This window comes from Priestia sp. BR_2, from assembly GCF_041954005.1.
In the GTDB taxonomy this organism is placed as follows: domain Bacteria; phylum Bacillota; class Bacilli; order Paenibacillales; family Paenibacillaceae; genus Paenibacillus_AQ; species Paenibacillus_AQ lautus_A.
In genome coordinates this window covers 79,929-96,427 of record NZ_JAVFHM010000128.1, presented here as the reverse complement: position 1 = coordinate 96,427, position 16,499 = coordinate 79,929, and the positions used below count along the sequence as shown (strand labels likewise).

The 16,499-nt window shown below is 40.7% G+C and carries 18 protein-coding genes; 1 reads left to right on the top strand and 17 read right to left on the bottom strand.

The window, feature by feature from the left end; genetic code table 11:
* Window positions 1–491: 491 nt before the first annotated feature.
* From RB298_RS05065 to RB298_RS05035, 7 genes are all read right to left on the bottom strand, one after another.
* Window positions 492–1,244, bottom strand: a complete 753-nt coding sequence (locus RB298_RS05065) for a hypothetical protein (RefSeq protein ID WP_486046196.1) — start codon at window positions 1,242–1,244, stop codon at window positions 492–494.
* 45 nt (window positions 1,245–1,289) lie between these two features.
* On the bottom strand, window positions 1,290–1,607 hold the full coding sequence (locus tag RB298_RS05060) for a hypothetical protein (RefSeq protein WP_486046194.1): 318 nt from the start codon (window positions 1,605–1,607) through the stop codon (window positions 1,290–1,292).
* 179 nt (window positions 1,608–1,786) lie between these two features.
* Entirely contained in the window at window positions 1,787–2,638 is an 852-nt protein-coding gene (locus RB298_RS05055) for an ATP-dependent DNA ligase (protein WP_486046192.1), read from the bottom strand.
* Between the two features lie 125 nt (window positions 2,639–2,763).
* On the bottom strand, window positions 2,764–3,831 hold the full coding sequence (locus RB298_RS05050) for a DUF3800 domain-containing protein (RefSeq protein WP_486046190.1): 1,068 nt from the start codon (window positions 3,829–3,831) through the stop codon (window positions 2,764–2,766).
* A 439-nt stretch (window positions 3,832–4,270) separates the two neighbouring features.
* Window positions 4,271–4,486 carry a hypothetical protein gene (locus tag RB298_RS05045; RefSeq protein ID WP_486046188.1) on the bottom strand — a complete coding sequence of 72 codons (216 nt, stop codon included), beginning with the start codon at window positions 4,484–4,486 and terminating at the stop codon, window positions 4,271–4,273.
* Between the two features lie 30 nt (window positions 4,487–4,516).
* Complete coding sequence (locus RB298_RS05040) at window positions 4,517–4,687, bottom strand: hypothetical protein (protein ID WP_486046186.1); 171 nt, start codon at window positions 4,685–4,687, stop codon at window positions 4,517–4,519.
* Window positions 4,688–4,746: 59 nt separating this feature from the next.
* On the bottom strand, window positions 4,747–5,577 hold the full coding sequence (locus tag RB298_RS05035) for an ArdC-like ssDNA-binding domain-containing protein (protein ID WP_486046184.1): 831 nt from the start codon (window positions 5,575–5,577) through the stop codon (window positions 4,747–4,749).
* A 709-nt stretch (window positions 5,578–6,286) separates the two neighbouring features.
* Between RB298_RS05035 and RB298_RS05030 the strand changes: the two genes are divergently transcribed.
* On the top strand, window positions 6,287–6,418 hold the full coding sequence (locus RB298_RS05030; protein ID WP_486046182.1) for a hypothetical protein: 132 nt from the start codon (window positions 6,287–6,289) through the stop codon (window positions 6,416–6,418).
* Here RB298_RS05030 and RB298_RS05025 read toward each other — a convergent pair.
* The 10 genes from RB298_RS05025 to RB298_RS04980 all read right to left on the bottom strand — a co-directional run bounded on the left by RB298_RS05025 (window position 6,402) and on the right by RB298_RS04980 (window position 16,367).
* Window positions 6,402–6,929 carry a hypothetical protein gene (locus tag RB298_RS05025; RefSeq protein ID WP_486046180.1) on the bottom strand — a complete coding sequence of 176 codons (528 nt, stop codon included), beginning with the start codon at window positions 6,927–6,929 and terminating at the stop codon, window positions 6,402–6,404. The two genes, RB298_RS05030 and RB298_RS05025, sit on opposite strands and share 17 nt — an antisense overlap.
* 193 nt (window positions 6,930–7,122) lie before the next feature.
* Window positions 7,123–8,487, bottom strand: a complete 1,365-nt coding sequence (locus RB298_RS05020; RefSeq protein ID WP_486046178.1) for a PIN-like domain-containing protein — start codon at window positions 8,485–8,487, stop codon at window positions 7,123–7,125.
* A 30-nt stretch (window positions 8,488–8,517) separates the two neighbouring features.
* Window positions 8,518–9,144 carry a hypothetical protein gene (locus RB298_RS05015; protein WP_486046176.1) on the bottom strand — a complete coding sequence of 209 codons (627 nt, stop codon included), beginning with the start codon at window positions 9,142–9,144 and terminating at the stop codon, window positions 8,518–8,520.
* A gap of 35 nt (window positions 9,145–9,179) precedes the next feature.
* Window positions 9,180–11,873, bottom strand: coding sequence for a type IA DNA topoisomerase (locus RB298_RS05010; RefSeq protein WP_486046174.1), 2,694 nt, complete (start codon window positions 11,871–11,873; stop codon window positions 9,180–9,182).
* Window positions 11,874–11,941: 68 nt separating this feature from the next.
* A complete protein-coding gene (locus RB298_RS05005) occupies window positions 11,942–13,330 on the bottom strand; it encodes a sensor domain-containing diguanylate cyclase (protein WP_486046172.1) in 1,389 nt (462 codons plus the stop codon).
* A 21-nt stretch (window positions 13,331–13,351) separates the two neighbouring features.
* A complete protein-coding gene (locus RB298_RS05000) occupies window positions 13,352–14,209 on the bottom strand; it encodes a tyrosine-type recombinase/integrase (protein WP_486046170.1) in 858 nt (285 codons plus the stop codon).
* Window positions 14,210–14,290: 81 nt separating this feature from the next.
* Entirely contained in the window at window positions 14,291–14,575 is a 285-nt protein-coding gene (locus tag RB298_RS04995; RefSeq protein WP_486046168.1) for a hypothetical protein, read from the bottom strand.
* A gap of 48 nt (window positions 14,576–14,623) precedes the next feature.
* Window positions 14,624–15,055: a hypothetical protein gene (locus RB298_RS04990; protein WP_486046166.1), complete on the bottom strand. Its 432-nt coding sequence runs from the start codon at window positions 15,053–15,055 to the stop codon at window positions 14,624–14,626.
* A gap of 245 nt (window positions 15,056–15,300) precedes the next feature.
* Window positions 15,301–16,194: a Fic/DOC family protein gene (locus RB298_RS04985; RefSeq protein WP_486046164.1), complete on the bottom strand. Its 894-nt coding sequence runs from the start codon at window positions 16,192–16,194 to the stop codon at window positions 15,301–15,303.
* Window positions 16,191–16,367: a hypothetical protein gene (locus tag RB298_RS04980; RefSeq protein ID WP_486046162.1), complete on the bottom strand. Its 177-nt coding sequence runs from the start codon at window positions 16,365–16,367 to the stop codon at window positions 16,191–16,193. Before RB298_RS04980 ends, RB298_RS04985 begins: the two co-directional genes overlap by 4 nt.
* Window positions 16,368–16,499 lie beyond the last annotated feature (132 nt).

Here is a 16,499-nt window from a genome sequence, read left to right as displayed (position 1 = left end):
GCTTCGGTTGCCGGTCTAGCCAAGCGGCGATGAGCGTTCTTTTGATTTTGGTTTGATGAGCAGTTTTCCATCTGCCGGTTAAGCGTTGGCGTATGTAGTTTTCAAAGAGCAAACATCCGTGTGTCGTAGCCGTCATAGCGCCCTTACCGCGCAGACTTCCGGAGTGCAAGGGTCTGCCCGGAGGGATGGCGTTCTCGAATGAGAAAAGCCACCCTTGCTCGGAGGATGGCTGCGTGGTTTGCTATGATCAACGGATACGACACACGTCCCGGATGTGCCTGAAGAAAACGCAAGGAGCCATGAGCGTCTGCTGGAAAACTAACCTGCGAATCAAGATGCACTTTTCTTCATGGATCAACCTCAACGCTTTTTCACGCCACCGGGTACCCAGGTTGCATTGCTAGCAATGCAACAAGCCCAATGGAACAGCGGTGTTCTTCCGCTGGTCGCTTGGGCTTTATGGGTGGTGGGGTTTCGTGCAAGAATATGATTTAATCATTCCGGAAAAAACGAAGATCTTTCGCTTTGCTATAGGCTTCATCAAAAGTCTTCATTATATCTCCATATAACGCCGTCTCACCAGCTATAGGAATGAAAATTTTGTTAGGTTCATTCTGTCTCATATGACGCTCAAGATGATCACGATAATCTTTAGTAGAAATATAATCCATGGATTCACCCAAGTGGAAAAAGAGTTCTCTCAACTTGGTCATTATGTATTCAAATGTTGCTTCCGCATAGTCTTTTGTCTGTTTTAAACTCGGAAACATCCCTCTATGAATCACATCATTTCTAAATTGAATATGCTTATTACTCATTAAAACTGGTTCCTTTGTAAACGTAATGAAGTAAAGCATCACATAAGCCCCAAGCTGGCGTTCAGATTGCTTGGATATTTCTTTCCAAGCTAATTGATACTTAGCGTCAAACGACTCATCCTTACCATCTCGTTTCTTATGCTCCTGAGCAAAAACAGCAATAGAAAACTCATGGAACCTTTCGATAGCAACTGCAAAACTCGTAGCAGCCTCGCGATAATAACCATCGTGTAAAGCAAGAAGGCCCAAATGGAAGAGGATGTCAAATTTATCGTTTTCCAAGTACAAGACATTATTATGGCCATAGTCACATGTAAATTCATAGATTCTGCTATCCGTCAGTTCAGAGTCATAAGATTTCACATTAAATGTAAATCCTAAATTGTTTTGCTCCATACATTGTGCACAAGGCTCATATATCTTCATAAAATCAACATCCCCGTCAGTAGTAACAACATATAAGTACTTAATTCAGAAAGAAATTTGGAAATGCATGTGAATTGAGTTTGATTTATATACTTCATGCTGTTTGATAGTCGTTTTAGACTTCATATCTTCTTGCATCTGTAGCAAGTAATGAATAACCATAGATAGATTATCCAGGCCGAGCTCATACTGTAGACTAACCAATGCTTCCTTTACAATTGGATCAACTTCTATCGGCTCTTTCTTAAACATTTTTTGCAAATATTCAAGGGTTTCAGATGCTGATCGTGCAGATATCGTCTCTTTAATATCAAACAATTCAGCTTTTACCTCTGGAGAAACTTGAATAGACTCTCTTTTCATTTATCGGCCCCCTTAAATTCATATAACAACGACTTAATGTAATGATTCCTTATATTTTAGCATTGAACATCATCATCCGTATACATTTAAGGTGTTTAAATTGAAATATGTATACATTTATACTGAGAAAAACCCTTAATGTATACAACAAAAAAAACCGGCACGAATGCGCCGGCATATTAAAAAATCTCTTCGAGAACAGCTAATCTCATTTTTCCATCCTTTGTCCAGTGCCGAAATCGAACACCCACTCGTATGAGAGGATCAACATATACAAAATGGCTGGTTTCCCTCCGCTTGGAATTAGCCAGTATTGGAAACACCTTTTTTCTCTTAGCTGGTGTTAATCCATACTTCACCATTCCAGCAGAAATCAGCTTACCATCTCGTTCAATTCCCAACAACCAGGCTAACTCCCTTTTCGAATATCCCATTATGACGCACACTTCACGTTGATAAACAACGACACGTTGCCATAAATCTTTAGGTCGCTGCCCGTAATAATATCGACTGTTACGCTTCTTAATAACAATCCCTTCAAGCCCCTGCTCTTTGCATAAATTAAACAAAGGAATAAAACTATGTTCCATAAAACGAATCCGTTTGATGACTTCATTTTCTATTAAGACTTTTTCCAAAATGGCTTTGCGGCTCATCAAATCGAGAGAACGCAAATCATTTTCTTGATGTCTAATAATGTCGAATGCAACAAAAGCCAGCCCTGGTGTTCTCCCTAACTTCGGTCTAGATTGGAATCGGCTCATTACGGCCTCAAAGTCAGGTTTACCCGTTTCTATATCACAAACAACCAGCTCACCATCCAATGTCGTCCCTGGAGGAACAGCGGAGGCAGCCGCATTTGTAATCTCTTCAAAATTAAAGGTAATATCGTTTTGATGGCGAGTATATAGCTTTACCCGGTCATGATCTACTTCCAGGAGAGCTCGTATCCCGTCTAGCTTTAACTCTGCAATATGATCTTCGGACTCAAAGGGCTCTTTTAGATCCGCTAACAACATTGGATCAATCATGCATCATCACCCTATTTAAGGGTATCACACAGGTTTATCCGCTAATACCGGGAGTTGATGGCAAAGATAAATAAATGTACGTTTAAAAAACATTACCCAAATCAACAATCACACATAAATGACTCTTAAGGAACAGAAGATTCGGCAGTTTTCTTCCATTCTTTAATCAACTTCACAAGTTTGTTTTTGTCCATCATATAATGGATAGTACTGTTTTGAATTGTCTCATCAAGTAATAGATATCCCGCAATTGACAAATCATTTTGTATATCAGTATCTTCAGGGAAATTAATTAGCGCTTGCAAAACAGAACAAAAACCATCGGCTAATTGAACTAACACTTCGCTTTCAGAATTCAACATTCCTTTATAATGTGTATGTTTAAGATCAAACCAGCCAGTCATTCCATTATCCATCGTATAATGAAAATCCGTATCATTTTTCATATAAGCAGAATAATTATCAAATGCAATTTTGAATTGTAAAACTTCATCACAATAGACATCAAAGTTCACATTGTAGTTCCTTCCGATATCCTCTAAAAGCATTAAAACACTTGTAAAAGCTGATAAATTTATAGCTGATGCAGCTTTCTTGGGTTGTGAATTTAGTTCTAAATTTAAACTCTCAACGGCATCATTTATATTAACAGTATTTTCGGAAAACAAAATAGAGTACTTGGATCTTGCAAACTTCCTTCTAACTTTCTTAAAAACATTATTAAGACTTTCGGTATCTGGTTGTCTTAATAGCTTTCCGAACTCTTGCAGTTCATCTTTACATTTATTTTGAATTAATTTGGCAAATTTAATCCTGTTTTCTGCACTGATAATCAAGTTGAACTTGTGCAATAGCTTAGGGTCTACACAATCATCGAGAAGGTAAGCGAATTTCGCAGCTAATACGAAGGACTTGTCACATATTGAAACAATTGGTTTACAGCCACACTCTATTAATTTGAGCAGTACGGCCACCAAAAAAACTCGCCCTTTATGAGACTCAAGGAGTTTCTTACCCTTTATTTCTCTCAGATTCTTATTATAATTCCTAACTGCATCCATCACATTATTTCTTAGTTCATCCGTTATAGGTTCAGGTATAATCCAACCAGCAAGTATAAAGTATCGCTGATTCAAGTCCAAATAGTTGTTACCTGTATTACCGTATTCATCAAAATAAACACTGTAATTCACTTATTCTCCCCCTAAAAACAAAGGTATTTTACCACGAAGATAGGAGCAACACGTCAAGCCATTTGAACCTTTTTATGATTAACACCGATTCTGTCTTAGCTCCTGCGTCACTTGAAGGGTAGATTCATTGCTCTTCTCCAGTAATCGCCATCTCCTCTGAACTTCTTTATCCATATTACCATTATATAGGCGTTTTCTCCTTAACGTAATTAAACAATGAACACAAGGTTCGTGATCATTTACCAGCAATTTTCAAATGGATTTTGACTGATGCTTTGGGATAGATTTTATTATGATTCTTTCAAGAAGGTTTTAGGCTGCATGGAAATGGCTTCGCTCGGCCGGTCGTTCACGGCCGGCCACCATCAATTCCGAAGCTCCGCCGCGGCGGCGGAGCAACCATGCACTTAAAAAATCAGTCGATACAAAAACCCGGCAATTATGCCGGGTTACTCCGCAAAGCTCCAAGGGCATTAGTAACGGTCGAATCCATTGTCGAACCGGTATCGAAAAGCAACCGACTACGCAATTCGTGAACGATTTGAAGTTTACTTTTGTTGGCCTCCTGGTCATTAGGTTTATTCGATTGCAATTCTCTTTTGAGCACTTGCAAAGCAAGCATTAATATGTTGGATTCTTCAGCGGATAATTTCATGATTACTACCTCCGTATAGTAAAAGATTTTTTATACTAAAAGATCATCTTCATAAATTTCGAATAAATAGGAGCCAGATTCATTTCGATCACTCCCGTATAAGTAACCACCGGTTACCTTTTCATGAACTTGATCTAAAGCCAACAAAATATCTTCCATGGATTGACCAGATATATTAACGGTTGCGTGTGTTTTTTTCATTTTCTTCGATCTCCTTTAATTCATCCCCCGGCAACTTGGCCGGGGCATATTTTTAGGTCTTACGCTGCTCCTTGATTTAATTGGGTTTCGATCATTTCTATGATTTCTTGGGAAGTCTTCTGGATAATATCTCCGGCTTTCTGAATGGCGTCCAAACTGTTTTCCGGGTTCCAATGTGCTACATATGGAAAACTGTAGTCGCTAGTATCAAAGCCGAAATAATTCAACACAACAAACGCTGTTCCCTCGGCCTCGATCTCTCGATCATTACGCGTCAATTCGTCTCTACGTGGATTTTCATAGCCATGAAGCATACCATGGGCCAGTTCATGGATAAGGGTCTTCGCTTTGTGCTTATAGGCCATGTTGTCTTTAATCCCAATGGATTGAGTCAAGTGATTGAAATATCCTTTCGCCCCACCTTCGATACGTTCTTCATTGACTGGAAACGGACAAATAGTTTTGGCCGCCGCGTAAAACTCACGCATGGATTTCGAATCCCCTTTTAACTCGGAACAAAGTTCCGGTAACGGCTCCCCGTCCGTCTGCGAAACATCGAACACATAACAATGACGAAATCCGGTCAGCACACGGCTTTCTTCCCCTGTTTCATCATCAATTTTTTTCTTAATGCTCGGTGCCAGGATCGCCAGTCCTCTTTCCCCTCGTTTTACATAACGTTTGAACTTCTTCCAATCTTCAAACCCTGCAACTCGGCTTGCATGCGGACATTGAAAGTAAATCAACATCATGTTTTTGAAGGAATAACGGTGGAATTTAGATTGAAAAACGAGAATTTCTTTCCATTTATCAGAAGTGTAAACTTGACTCACACCATTCTTTAGTTGGCTGAAAAGTTCTTGAACCTTGGATTTTTTGTTTGTCGTCATATCGAAAATCTCTCCTTTAACATGGTGTATTGTTGTATAAAATAGGGGCTTTATCGCCCCGCAATTTATTTGAGTTTCAGGGTTCCGTAAACCGTAAGATTACGTAGAGCCTGATGACGCTGGATTTTGGAAAGTGCGATTGCTTTTTGCGTTTGGGACATATTCGAACATCTCCTTTAAGTCAAATGGATATTTATGGTTAAACCCCTCATCCGGCTTCGTTTTCCTGTCTAGCCCGAGCGGCAATGAGCGGAATGGTTTAGGGGGTTGAGACATGAACCGTCTTGCGATGCTTGCTGTAGCTTGCGTATGTAGTTTTCAAAAGAGCAGTACATCCGTATGTCGTATCCGTCATAGCCCGGTAAATCATGCAGGTTCCAGAAAGGCAAAGGTCTGCCCGTAGGGATGAGAAAAGTTTTTGGCGACATTCCAAAAAGTTTTCTCACCTTTGCCTGGAAGGGTTCTGAATGATTGGCTATGATGACGGATACGACATGCTTACGGATGGACTGCGGTTGAAAACGGAAGGAGCTGCGGATGCTCGCACAGTAGGCCCAGGGATCAACACCCGTCGCCCTTATCCTCTTCGAGCTACCCACAAAATCACTTCGAAGCCCTTACCCACAGCACTTTCAAGCCCTTCAAGCTTCATTTCTTTCATGAATGGTCTTAGATCTGACGGTCTTAAAATTGCTCAGAAAGAACATTCATGAAAAAGATGAAGGCTCAGCTGCAGCCGAATGAAGCCATAAAAAAGAGCCCGGCGACTGCCGGACTCTTTTTTACTGAGCATGATATGAATATTGAAAATGAATCAGATGAGGTTAGATTACTCGGTTAACGGCTGGATCGTAATAGAGGAGATCGTCCAGTTTGATATCGATTTGAGATATCTCCAGGGTAAGCCGCCTTCTCTGACAGACTCGTTCTACTTCAGCACGAGTATAGTTGGCTATATTTTGGGTAAGGTCAAAGATATTGGACCTTCGTTGACACGCAAACGGGTTATAGATACATCCGTCCCCTGTTTCCTGAACGGTAATAGAAGCATATTCTTTAGTCTCGTTGTCCTGGGTGAAGCCGATAATTCTGACAGCATACCGAACTCCCATCTTTACTTTAAGCAGCTCCATAACGGCTTGAATCTCGATTTTTTTGACGCCATCCCGTTTCAACATAAAGGGCAAAAATTCAATGTCGATATCCGAGAAGTTATGGAAGAGATTTAATAGGGTCTTGGTTTCGTATGGGGAGCTATCTTTTTTTAGACTTTCATTTTCAACCTTCAGCGCGAGGTTTTCTTTCTTTAATTCAATCATCTTGCGATGAATATCGTTTCTTTTATTAAACAAGTACATGTTCCTCCTTCAGGGATACTGTCATTCTAATACCACACTGTTGCTCATTGTTCTTCTCATCGGAACGCAAAGGAAGATAAGAAGGGCGATGGAATCTATCGGGTCTTAGGCACTTGTGCCTTAGAGCCGGTAAGTCGCTTGCCCTTCCTGACTGAACGAGCTGGGGGATCCAAAACTGATTTAGTCTTTAGTTCAGCTCAAGAAGACTTTCTCTATATTCGTCATAAAACGAGTCCTCATCCACATTATTCAAACGAATGAATAGAATTTCAAAGTACCCAGTAACCTCAATGTGTAATGTCTCCTCTTTATACAACGGATCTCCATCGGATCTATCAAAATCAAGTTCAAATGAGACTTTTAACGAACCAAGTAAACGAATAGTAACATCGAAATCAATAACTATTTCAGTTCCATAATACTCCGACAAGCTGGCATCCACTTCAAGCTCAAAATCTGACTCGATTTCAACGTTTTCCTCTATAACACTTGCTGATGGGCCATGCAAATAGATGTTAGAATATTTCAACACTTCTGCTTTATCAGCATTCATATAAATCTTATCAAGTACAGCAGATGTATTTTCTAAATAGTCGGTTAATATGCCATCTTTATTAAATAAATTATCATTCACAATCACTGGTGTAATTAGTTCATGTAGAATATTCTCTGTCTTCATTTCAACTTCGGCTTGTAAACTGTGTACACCATTAAGAATGGCCAAGTGATTTACCGCTTCAGTAAGGCTCAAAAACGTGATACCTTTAGAACTCACTCCAGAAAATTCTTGGATCAATTCCACTCTAGCTTTAATTGGTCTTTTACTTTTTGGGTGTAACTCCCACCAATCTTCCTTCACATCGCTAGTTACAAAAATGAACGGCCGTTGACACTCTGCGGCTTTTTGTAGAATCTCTTTCCATATCAATAAATCACCGTACTGTTGATGTTTAAAATCACCATTCTTACTCTTTCCCATATCCTCATATCCAGGTGGTATTTTATATTTAAAACGCAGCTGACCTTCCTCATAAATTGCTATTGTCTCATTAATACTCAGAGGTAGACCAATATTACCTTTCTGTTGTAGTAAAGAAATGAACTGTGAAGGCAAATCTTTATCTAGCATTTCTTGATTGTTCTGAACTTCCGATCGGATACGTGTTTCATAATTTTTAATGTCATCCCTCATACCATCAATCTTGTTAAACAGAGTTTCTTTGAGGTGTTCTATTGAAGGGAAATCTGATTTTTCATAGGTAGCCAACTTGCTCGACAGATCAGTTTTGAATCCCTTAATCATCTGAGTAAGCTCTTTATCAGCATTTTTATACCTCGACAGGGATTCGGATTTCACTTTTTCTTTACCTGCCTCAAACTCCTTGCAAACCTGAGCTGGCAAAAATATAGACTCATGTTCGATTTGTAAAATGTTATGGATGTATTGGTTTGTCGTTGAAGAAAACCGATAACCATCTAACAAACTGGAAGAATCGATAACCATTAAAGCATTCTGATCATTCCACAATCTTTTAAAACTTTCGATATCCATATAATCCCCTCCATTTAGAAGACACTTGAATCAATACAAGGACATAGCGTATCTGATAAACATCTCGTCTATGATTTCCACCGGTAAATCAAAGCGCTGACTGGCCTTTTCAAGCACCCTTTCATCATGGAATTCAGGATCATAGAATATTCCGTATTCCTCAAACTCTTTCATCATATAATCGTATACTTGCTTATCCAAATTGCTCTCCAAAGGACCCAAATCATTCAAATCCGTTCTCCCGTCTTCTATCGAAGCAATGTCAATGTGTCTATCATACTCAAGTAAATCAAAGGTCGAATCGCTGATATAGTAACGGGCGGATGAATCTCCTTCTTTCTGAAATTCCAGTCTACCGGCATCTTCATCACCTCGTAACGTAAGAGTGGACTGTTGATACACTTTATAAATCTCTCGCATCTCTTTGTACTGGCGATCCAAATCTTGATTAAAAAAACGATCGGACAAAATAACTGTTGCGAGAATATTGTCATCGATTCTTTTGATATACTCATGCCCCCGAATGTTCCATCTAAAATCCCTCACGATATCCTCGTAGGGAACATCCTTCTTAACCGGCTCTTCATTCTGGTTACAACCAGTCAGTGTCAATAAAACCGTAATCAAAACACTTATTACTAAAACTGAATGTCTCATCTGTCCATTTCCCTTCCATCTCCAATGATGATTTTCTATTTCACAAAGCTATAACGGTTCTTTTCTGGGTCATACCCAAGAGCCGTAGCAAATGCCCCATTCTTCCCAGTAAAGCCGTCAATTTTATCGGTCTTACCAACCTTCAGTAATTTTTTGATTTGAGCAACAGGTATCCGTTGCCCCAAAAATTCCTTGGATAATTTGAACTTGCATCCAGTTTTCCACTGGCTACACCCGTAAGCATACTCCGTTTCAACAACCGGATGCTTACATAACGGGCATACCCCTACAGCTGAATCAGCAGCAGTCGGGAATCGCGATTCTAATTTTCCATTCTTTAAAAAGACGAAAAGATCATATGCCCCTTCTCCATTAGCTTTAGGTAGCTCTTTCAGCAATACCTCTTTACCGGTGAGAACCGAACGAATAGTCTTCGCCGGCAGCTGAATCTTTCGAAACTCCTTGTACACTACGAATGAACACCCGGCACTTCTTCCGCTACAGCTGTATGTTTTTTCATGCTCTACAACAGGCTTACTACAGATCGGACAACTGCCTAACGACCGATCCTCAGCATCCGGGAATCTTCCGTCGATTTTGCCATCCTTTAATTTAAGCAACATATCGTATGACCTTTTCCCTTCTGCTGCTGGAATGTTGGATATCAAGACTTCCTTACCAGCTAACAGATCCTTCACCTGTTTTAGCTTGAGATCAACCTTACGGAAACTCTTCCAGATACTAAACGTACAGCCATCTTTCCAACCGGTGCAGCTGTAGCTCTTTACCTGCTCAATAACAGGCTTCCCACAACTCGGGCAAATGCCAATCTCATTTACATTATCAAATAAGGGCTTTCCCGAAAGCCTTTGCTCCATGATGAGCTGAAGCCGGTCTTTGTAATTCAGAATCTCAAAAGCAAACTGTTTGAACTCATGCATAAGTTCCCCAGCATCACGAGCTCCTGCAGCGACCTCTTCCAATTTGTGTTCAAATTCTCCAGTAAGTTCGATCGATGCAAGGGGCTGTTCGTAAACCATACCCATGAAATTACGGCCCTTATCGGTTAAATAGATCAAGTTCTTTTTCGACTCGATGTATTCGTCTTTAATCAGCTTTTCGATAATTTGAACTCGAGTCGCCGGCGTGCCAATCCCTTTTTCTTTCAACTGCTGAAGCACAACATCTGCAGCCATCTCCTCATCAATCGCACGGCCGGCATACTTCATCAGATTCTCTAGATCGGTGTCCGAAAATCGTTTAGGTTTCGTTGTTTTACCTGTATTCAGGTCAGTTTGAACCACCTTCGATGTTTGTCCTTCCGTAACCAAAGGAATAGCAGGTTGCTTACCATCAGACTCATCCGGATCTTCTTCTTGTGGCTTATAAATTTGCCTCCAACCTGGAGCAATAACACTAACCGACTTGGATTGAAAGAGCTCTCCCTCGACTTGCGTAACCACTTCGGTTTCTTGATCGACACCTTCAGGATGAAACGCGGCTAAGGTGTGCCGCAAAATGAGCTCATACAATTTCTCTTCATCCGTTGTTAACTGATATGTATCATCATGCTTGAAATCCTCTGGATTACGACCAGTCGGAACGACCGCATGATGTTCGGTTGCTTTGCTATTATCGACAAATCGTCTTTGTCCTTTTAGTGATTGGATATGATCAGGAAACAAATCTTGATATTTGCTCTTCTCGCGAAGCTCATGTAAACGATCAGCCAGCTGATCTGCCGCATTTTCGGAAAGATGCCGGCTACTGGTACGCGGATATGTACAATACTTCTTGTCATACACCTTTTGAAGTAAATCGGTTGTTTTCTTGATACCAAATCCAAGCTCCTTACGCGCTGCCGCGCGAAGGGCCGTTCCATCAAAAAGCATAGGTGCAGCGCGTTTAACTTCTTTCGATGAGTAAAGAGTGATCTGCCCCTGTTGTCCGCGAATCTTGCTCATAATCTGCTCCGCAGCAGCCTTCGAATCAAAGCGACTGGTAGTGCCTTCTGGCCCTTCGGTGAACCACTGTCCATCATATTGACCATTCGGCACGTTAAACCTGGCCTTCAACGTATAGAAGGCCTTGGGTTCGAATTGCTCGATGTCCATTTCCCGATCGTAAACCAAACGCAACGTTGGTGTTTGAACCCGACCTGCTGATAGGGTGACGCTTTCCTTCGCGACTTCTTTTGCCATAATGGAAAACAAACGTGTTGCTGTAATCCCCATCCAGAAATCAGCAGCCGCACGGACTTTGGCCGCCGCGGCAAGCGCATCGTACTCCTGCGCCGGCCGAAGCTGCTGAAAACCGGTACGGATCGTTTCTGGTGTCAAGTCATGTACCCACAATCGAAGCAATTTACCTCGATAGTCAACATACTCCAGGATCGTTCGGGCGATATGCTCACCCTCCCTGCCAGGATCCGTTGCAATAACACAGGTATCACTCTGAGAAAGAAGACGTTTAATCACGGCCAGCTGATCTTTTTTGGCTGGATCCACTTCCATTTCAACCGGATATGGAACAAACGGCAGATTCTCCAATTTCCAGTCTTTATATTGTGGATACGAATGCGGCTGTTTCTGTTGTATCAGATGGCCTATAGCCCAGGTAACGACGTCCCCTGATTTTAAAGTAATATAGTGGCGGTCTTTGCTAGCAATACCAAGCGCTTCAGCAATGTTCCGCCCCATATCTGGTTTTTCTGCCAGTATGACCCTCATATTTACCTCTCCTTCAACAAAGCGATCTGGTAGACAAAATGTAAGGTGTAGAAAAACTCCGTTCGATATTATTCATCTTTCCTAAACGGATTTTTAAATGTTTTTTTAGGTACCTCTACGAGCGCCGGTTTATTAAACAGACCGGATCCTGAAAAATCGTCGTCATGTTTCGTTTCTCCGATTCCCTGAACTGCTTCCGTAAACCCTTCCTGCTCGAGATCCCTTAGCGCAATATCCTCTTCATCGGCCTCTGCAGGGGCCTGCTCAAATATAGGGTTCGGTTCAACTTCTGATTCCCCGGAGAATGAATGGTCCGGTTCAGCTTCTAGAATCAACTCCTGAAGAGGTACACTTGCGAACGGATCTTGATGTTTGGAACGATCGTCTGCATAATTCACGACCTTGTTCTTCCCAGAGGTTTTGGCGAGATATAGAGCGTCATCTGCCTGGTGAATTAATTGTTCTCCGGATTCGATATGATTCGTTCGACTGCTGTAACCAACACTAACGGTTACCGGATAAATAGCGCCTGACTCTTGTTCCACACGTGATCTAAAACGTTCGGCAATTACGGAGGGATCCGCTTTTGAATCGGTGATTAAACCAACAATCTCTTCTCCCCCATATCTCCCAGCAATCCCGATCTCCTGGCAAACTTCTTTCATAATTTGACCCACTAACTTAAGAATCTGGTCCCCAACAAGATGCCCCTGAGTATCATTCACTTGTTTGAAATTATCGATATCAGAGAATATAACAGCTGCCGGCTGTTTACTTTGTACAGCCTCATCGACCTTTTTCACAAAAAACGATTTGTAGTATAGGCCAGTTAATCCGTCTGTCACGGATTTGTAGCTGACGGCATAAACCATGTCAACAATTCGATCAAAGAAGATAAGTATGGCAATTAAACAGAATAGAAATTGTCCTAAAAGAAACAGATGATGAAAGAAGTAGGTGTTAGCCGCAATGAACACAACATTCATAAGATAGGAAAAGCCAGCTGTACCTACTGCAGCAATGAACAATTTACGCTTAGGCAGCTCACGAGTCATCCAGTAAATAAATGCACCGCATGCCACGATATCGAGCAGCAGAACAAAAATCGATAATCCGTTCACGAAAGTAGAAATCAAGCCTAAGAGAAAGAGCAAACCAGTACCAATCAGAATGAATAGGAATTCTTTATGTTTTTTGGGTTTGAAAAATCGATACAACCCAGTGATGGTCATAATACTGGTGGTCCCTAAAATGGTTGTAAAAGATTGTACTGAAGGCTCTTCCTGGCTGAGTAGAAACAACCCATACGAACTGAATACCAGAACGTTGGCAGCTAATGTAATTGCCAAGAATCCATACTCAGATGTTTTCCATCGTCGATAAAAAATGACAGCCATGATAAGCATAACGAGATATGCAGTTAGTATGACAAATGAAGGGATAATTTGAGTTAACATAGACCCTATCTCCAATTTTTATTATTTAGTTCGTGATATCCTTTTTATATAGTGGAGCGACTGTCCCGTGATTTCGGATATAAAAGCAACCGAATAGCCCCGTTCATATAGATCTCTTGTGAAGGTGTTCTTTAATAGCTGCGGAGATAAATTAGCAACTCCTATGGAATGACTCATGGAATGATAGATGGACCAAATCCCTTTATCGGTAAGTGGCTTATTTCGATTGGAGACAAACATATAATCGTTCTCTACATCTCCTCTTTCGGTAATCCACTCTAAAAGCGCATTCATTAAATCCGCCTCGATTTCAATCTTTTTGACTTTAATTCCACTTTGTACGTTCAGAAGTGCGACCAAAACATTCAAATCCTTCAACCGTAATCGAAGAATTTCAGAAGTCGTTAGGCCGGCAAAAAGAGATGCATATAAAATGGCCCTGTTTCTCGTGAAGGTCCATCGGGATTTAGTTTTTTTACTCTCTTCCTTAAAGTAATCAATAATGATCTCCTTCTCGGCCGATAACCAAGCCGGTTCTTTCACTGTCTTGGATAAAGACTGTTTAATCTCCTCGTATATGTCACAAGTGATTTGTTTGCATTCATACAAAAAGGCAAAATAAGATTTTATGCACTGACTATAGGCCTGAATCGTTCTCGTATCATACTTTTTAGGCGTATTCGAATCCCCTTTTACAAAGGTCGCTTCATTCAGCAAATAATCCAACCAGAATTCAACATCAACATTTCGAATGCTTTTCGGATCAAATACTTGCTGTTCGGTGCGCTCTGAATACCAAGATCTGAAATTAACCGCTGCGGTTAGGAATGTAGATGATTTCTTATGGTTATCTTGCAACCACCTTACATACTGCTCCATGAAAACCTCCAATTTGTTCTAGGTGTCAAACCAGATTTCCGATGGACCTTCTGATCCAATATGAAACAACTTGTGTTCGTATTAATTCTCACTTAGCGAATACTCAGGCGCCGCAGAATCTGCCCGACGATATTGACGTTCCCTTAGACGCTCCTTGGCGATGGTCAATGTTTCCGGAACCGCTTTAAGTTCGGTACGGCAGCATTCATTGTTGCTACAAATCATGAGCTTAATGACGGGTTTATCTTCGGGAACATGAAAGCCGAGTTGCAAATTAAGGGGCCCCGGATCAATTTCTATGTATCCGACGACTTCAAGGACTCCAGTACGACAATGCAAACAGTTCATTTTTTCTCCTTTCTTCATTGATCTGGCTACGATAAGAACCCAAGCAGCTGCTGATAAGCCCCACAATTAATCAGTATCATCTTCGAAGTCATCCGGATCTCGGTTAAACCGTCCATTGAGGTTAGCAACAATCTGTATAAGAATTGAAAAAACCAAAAAACCGCCAATGATATAAATATCTCTCGGAAGCACAAACGAGCCCCCTGAAGAAACAAACACATCACTGTTCGGTTCGCTATAACCAGATATGAAAAATGGAATAGCAAAGAATACGAGAAAAGGCATCAAATTCACGTAGAACATGACTTTCCATCCTTGTTGTAGAAAGGCTGCAAGAATCATTGACCAAATAAGTATGGTAAGGAAGGGGTACTCAGATGCGACATGAGGCATTTTTCCAAAAACACTAATCATATTGATGACTCCAAAGCTGACAGCGTTGAGGACAAATGCGTTTATGAATATATTCCGATCTTTCATTTTAATATTGTTCTGCATTAGACCGTTCCCTTTCTAATAGCTCGTTAACAAATTGTTAGGTGAATATAATACGTAAATACGTATTTCGAATACCTCCTTTACTCATATTCGCAATTCAGTATTTATGAATCTTTAAGACTACTGAACATAGTCCTATTATACCATATTTTCCCCTAACTAAATAGAAAATTGTACCTATATTGGCTAAAATATATACGAAAAAAACAGCCTCGAAAAGAGACTGTTGTCGAATGCTGGCATATTTAATTGCCTAATTCATACGATTGCTGTGGGGTCTTATGACTTAACCCTGACGCCTCATCAAGGATACGATCCTTCAATTGCTGAGATACATGAGGGGCTTTTTCTAACAGAGTCGTTGTCGTCTCCTGGGTTCCTTGTAATTGGAACTGGATGAATTCCTTATTCTTTTCATGATATATTCGATACTTGGTTATCACTGAATTCAATATATCTGGTGTTAACGTTTGATCGGATGCCGGCAAACCTTCTGCTTTCTTCAAAGCATCCCTAAGCGTCATTTCATGGTCTGGTTCAATCCACATAGTTGGATCCCCAGGCTCTTTCTGAATACATTTAAGTATTACTCTTGAAAGATCCTGCGTATTAGAAGGATCATCCGTCGCTTTTACAGCAGCCATGTATTCTTGTTTGGGCACAAGCGACCATCTCAGATCGTGGCCGGCTTCATTGGCCAGCTGCCTAAAGAATTCACGGATCGTTCGTCCATTCCCTTCGCGAAATGGATGTAAGTAATTAATATCGGCATAATATGTAGCTGCTTTGTCCGCAAACTTCTCTGGCGATAACCCTTTCAGATACTTCTCTTCACGTAGCATATTTGTTACGTTGGCTGTCGTAAAATCAAGTGTTCGGTATTCAGCAAACGTAAAATCATTCTTCCGGATATTAGTATGACGAAACTCACCAGCAAAAGGGTAAACATCCTGGAATAGCTGTTGATGAATAGCCTTTAAATGCTGGATATCGAAATTTCCTTTAATCGGTGTTTGCTGCAATTCCATAGCCCTTAAAGCAGTTCTGTTTCTTTCATATACATCTAAAGATGCTTGATCCTTCAGGTCGGCTTTATTAATCAGGACATTGGTTCCAGGATAAACATAGCTGCTGCTCATTTTTTGACCTGCTTCATAATTTCCGAATTATACTCCTCATCGGTAATGTCACCGTTCATTCGTTTAAACAGCAGCTCTTTCTCATGGTCGTTCAAGCTTGCATTCTCATAACCCCAGGATGCATTGACTTCAGCAAACTTGCGTTCAAATTCTTCCCTCGATATCTTTTTCACAATCCTTTCACCCTTCCTTTATGTACAAACTGGTACGTTGTTATAGCGTAAACTCATCGCGATCAATTTCTGCCTTCTCTTCAAATAGATCATGATACAGAATGTAATACTCACTTAAAATTCCGATTGTAA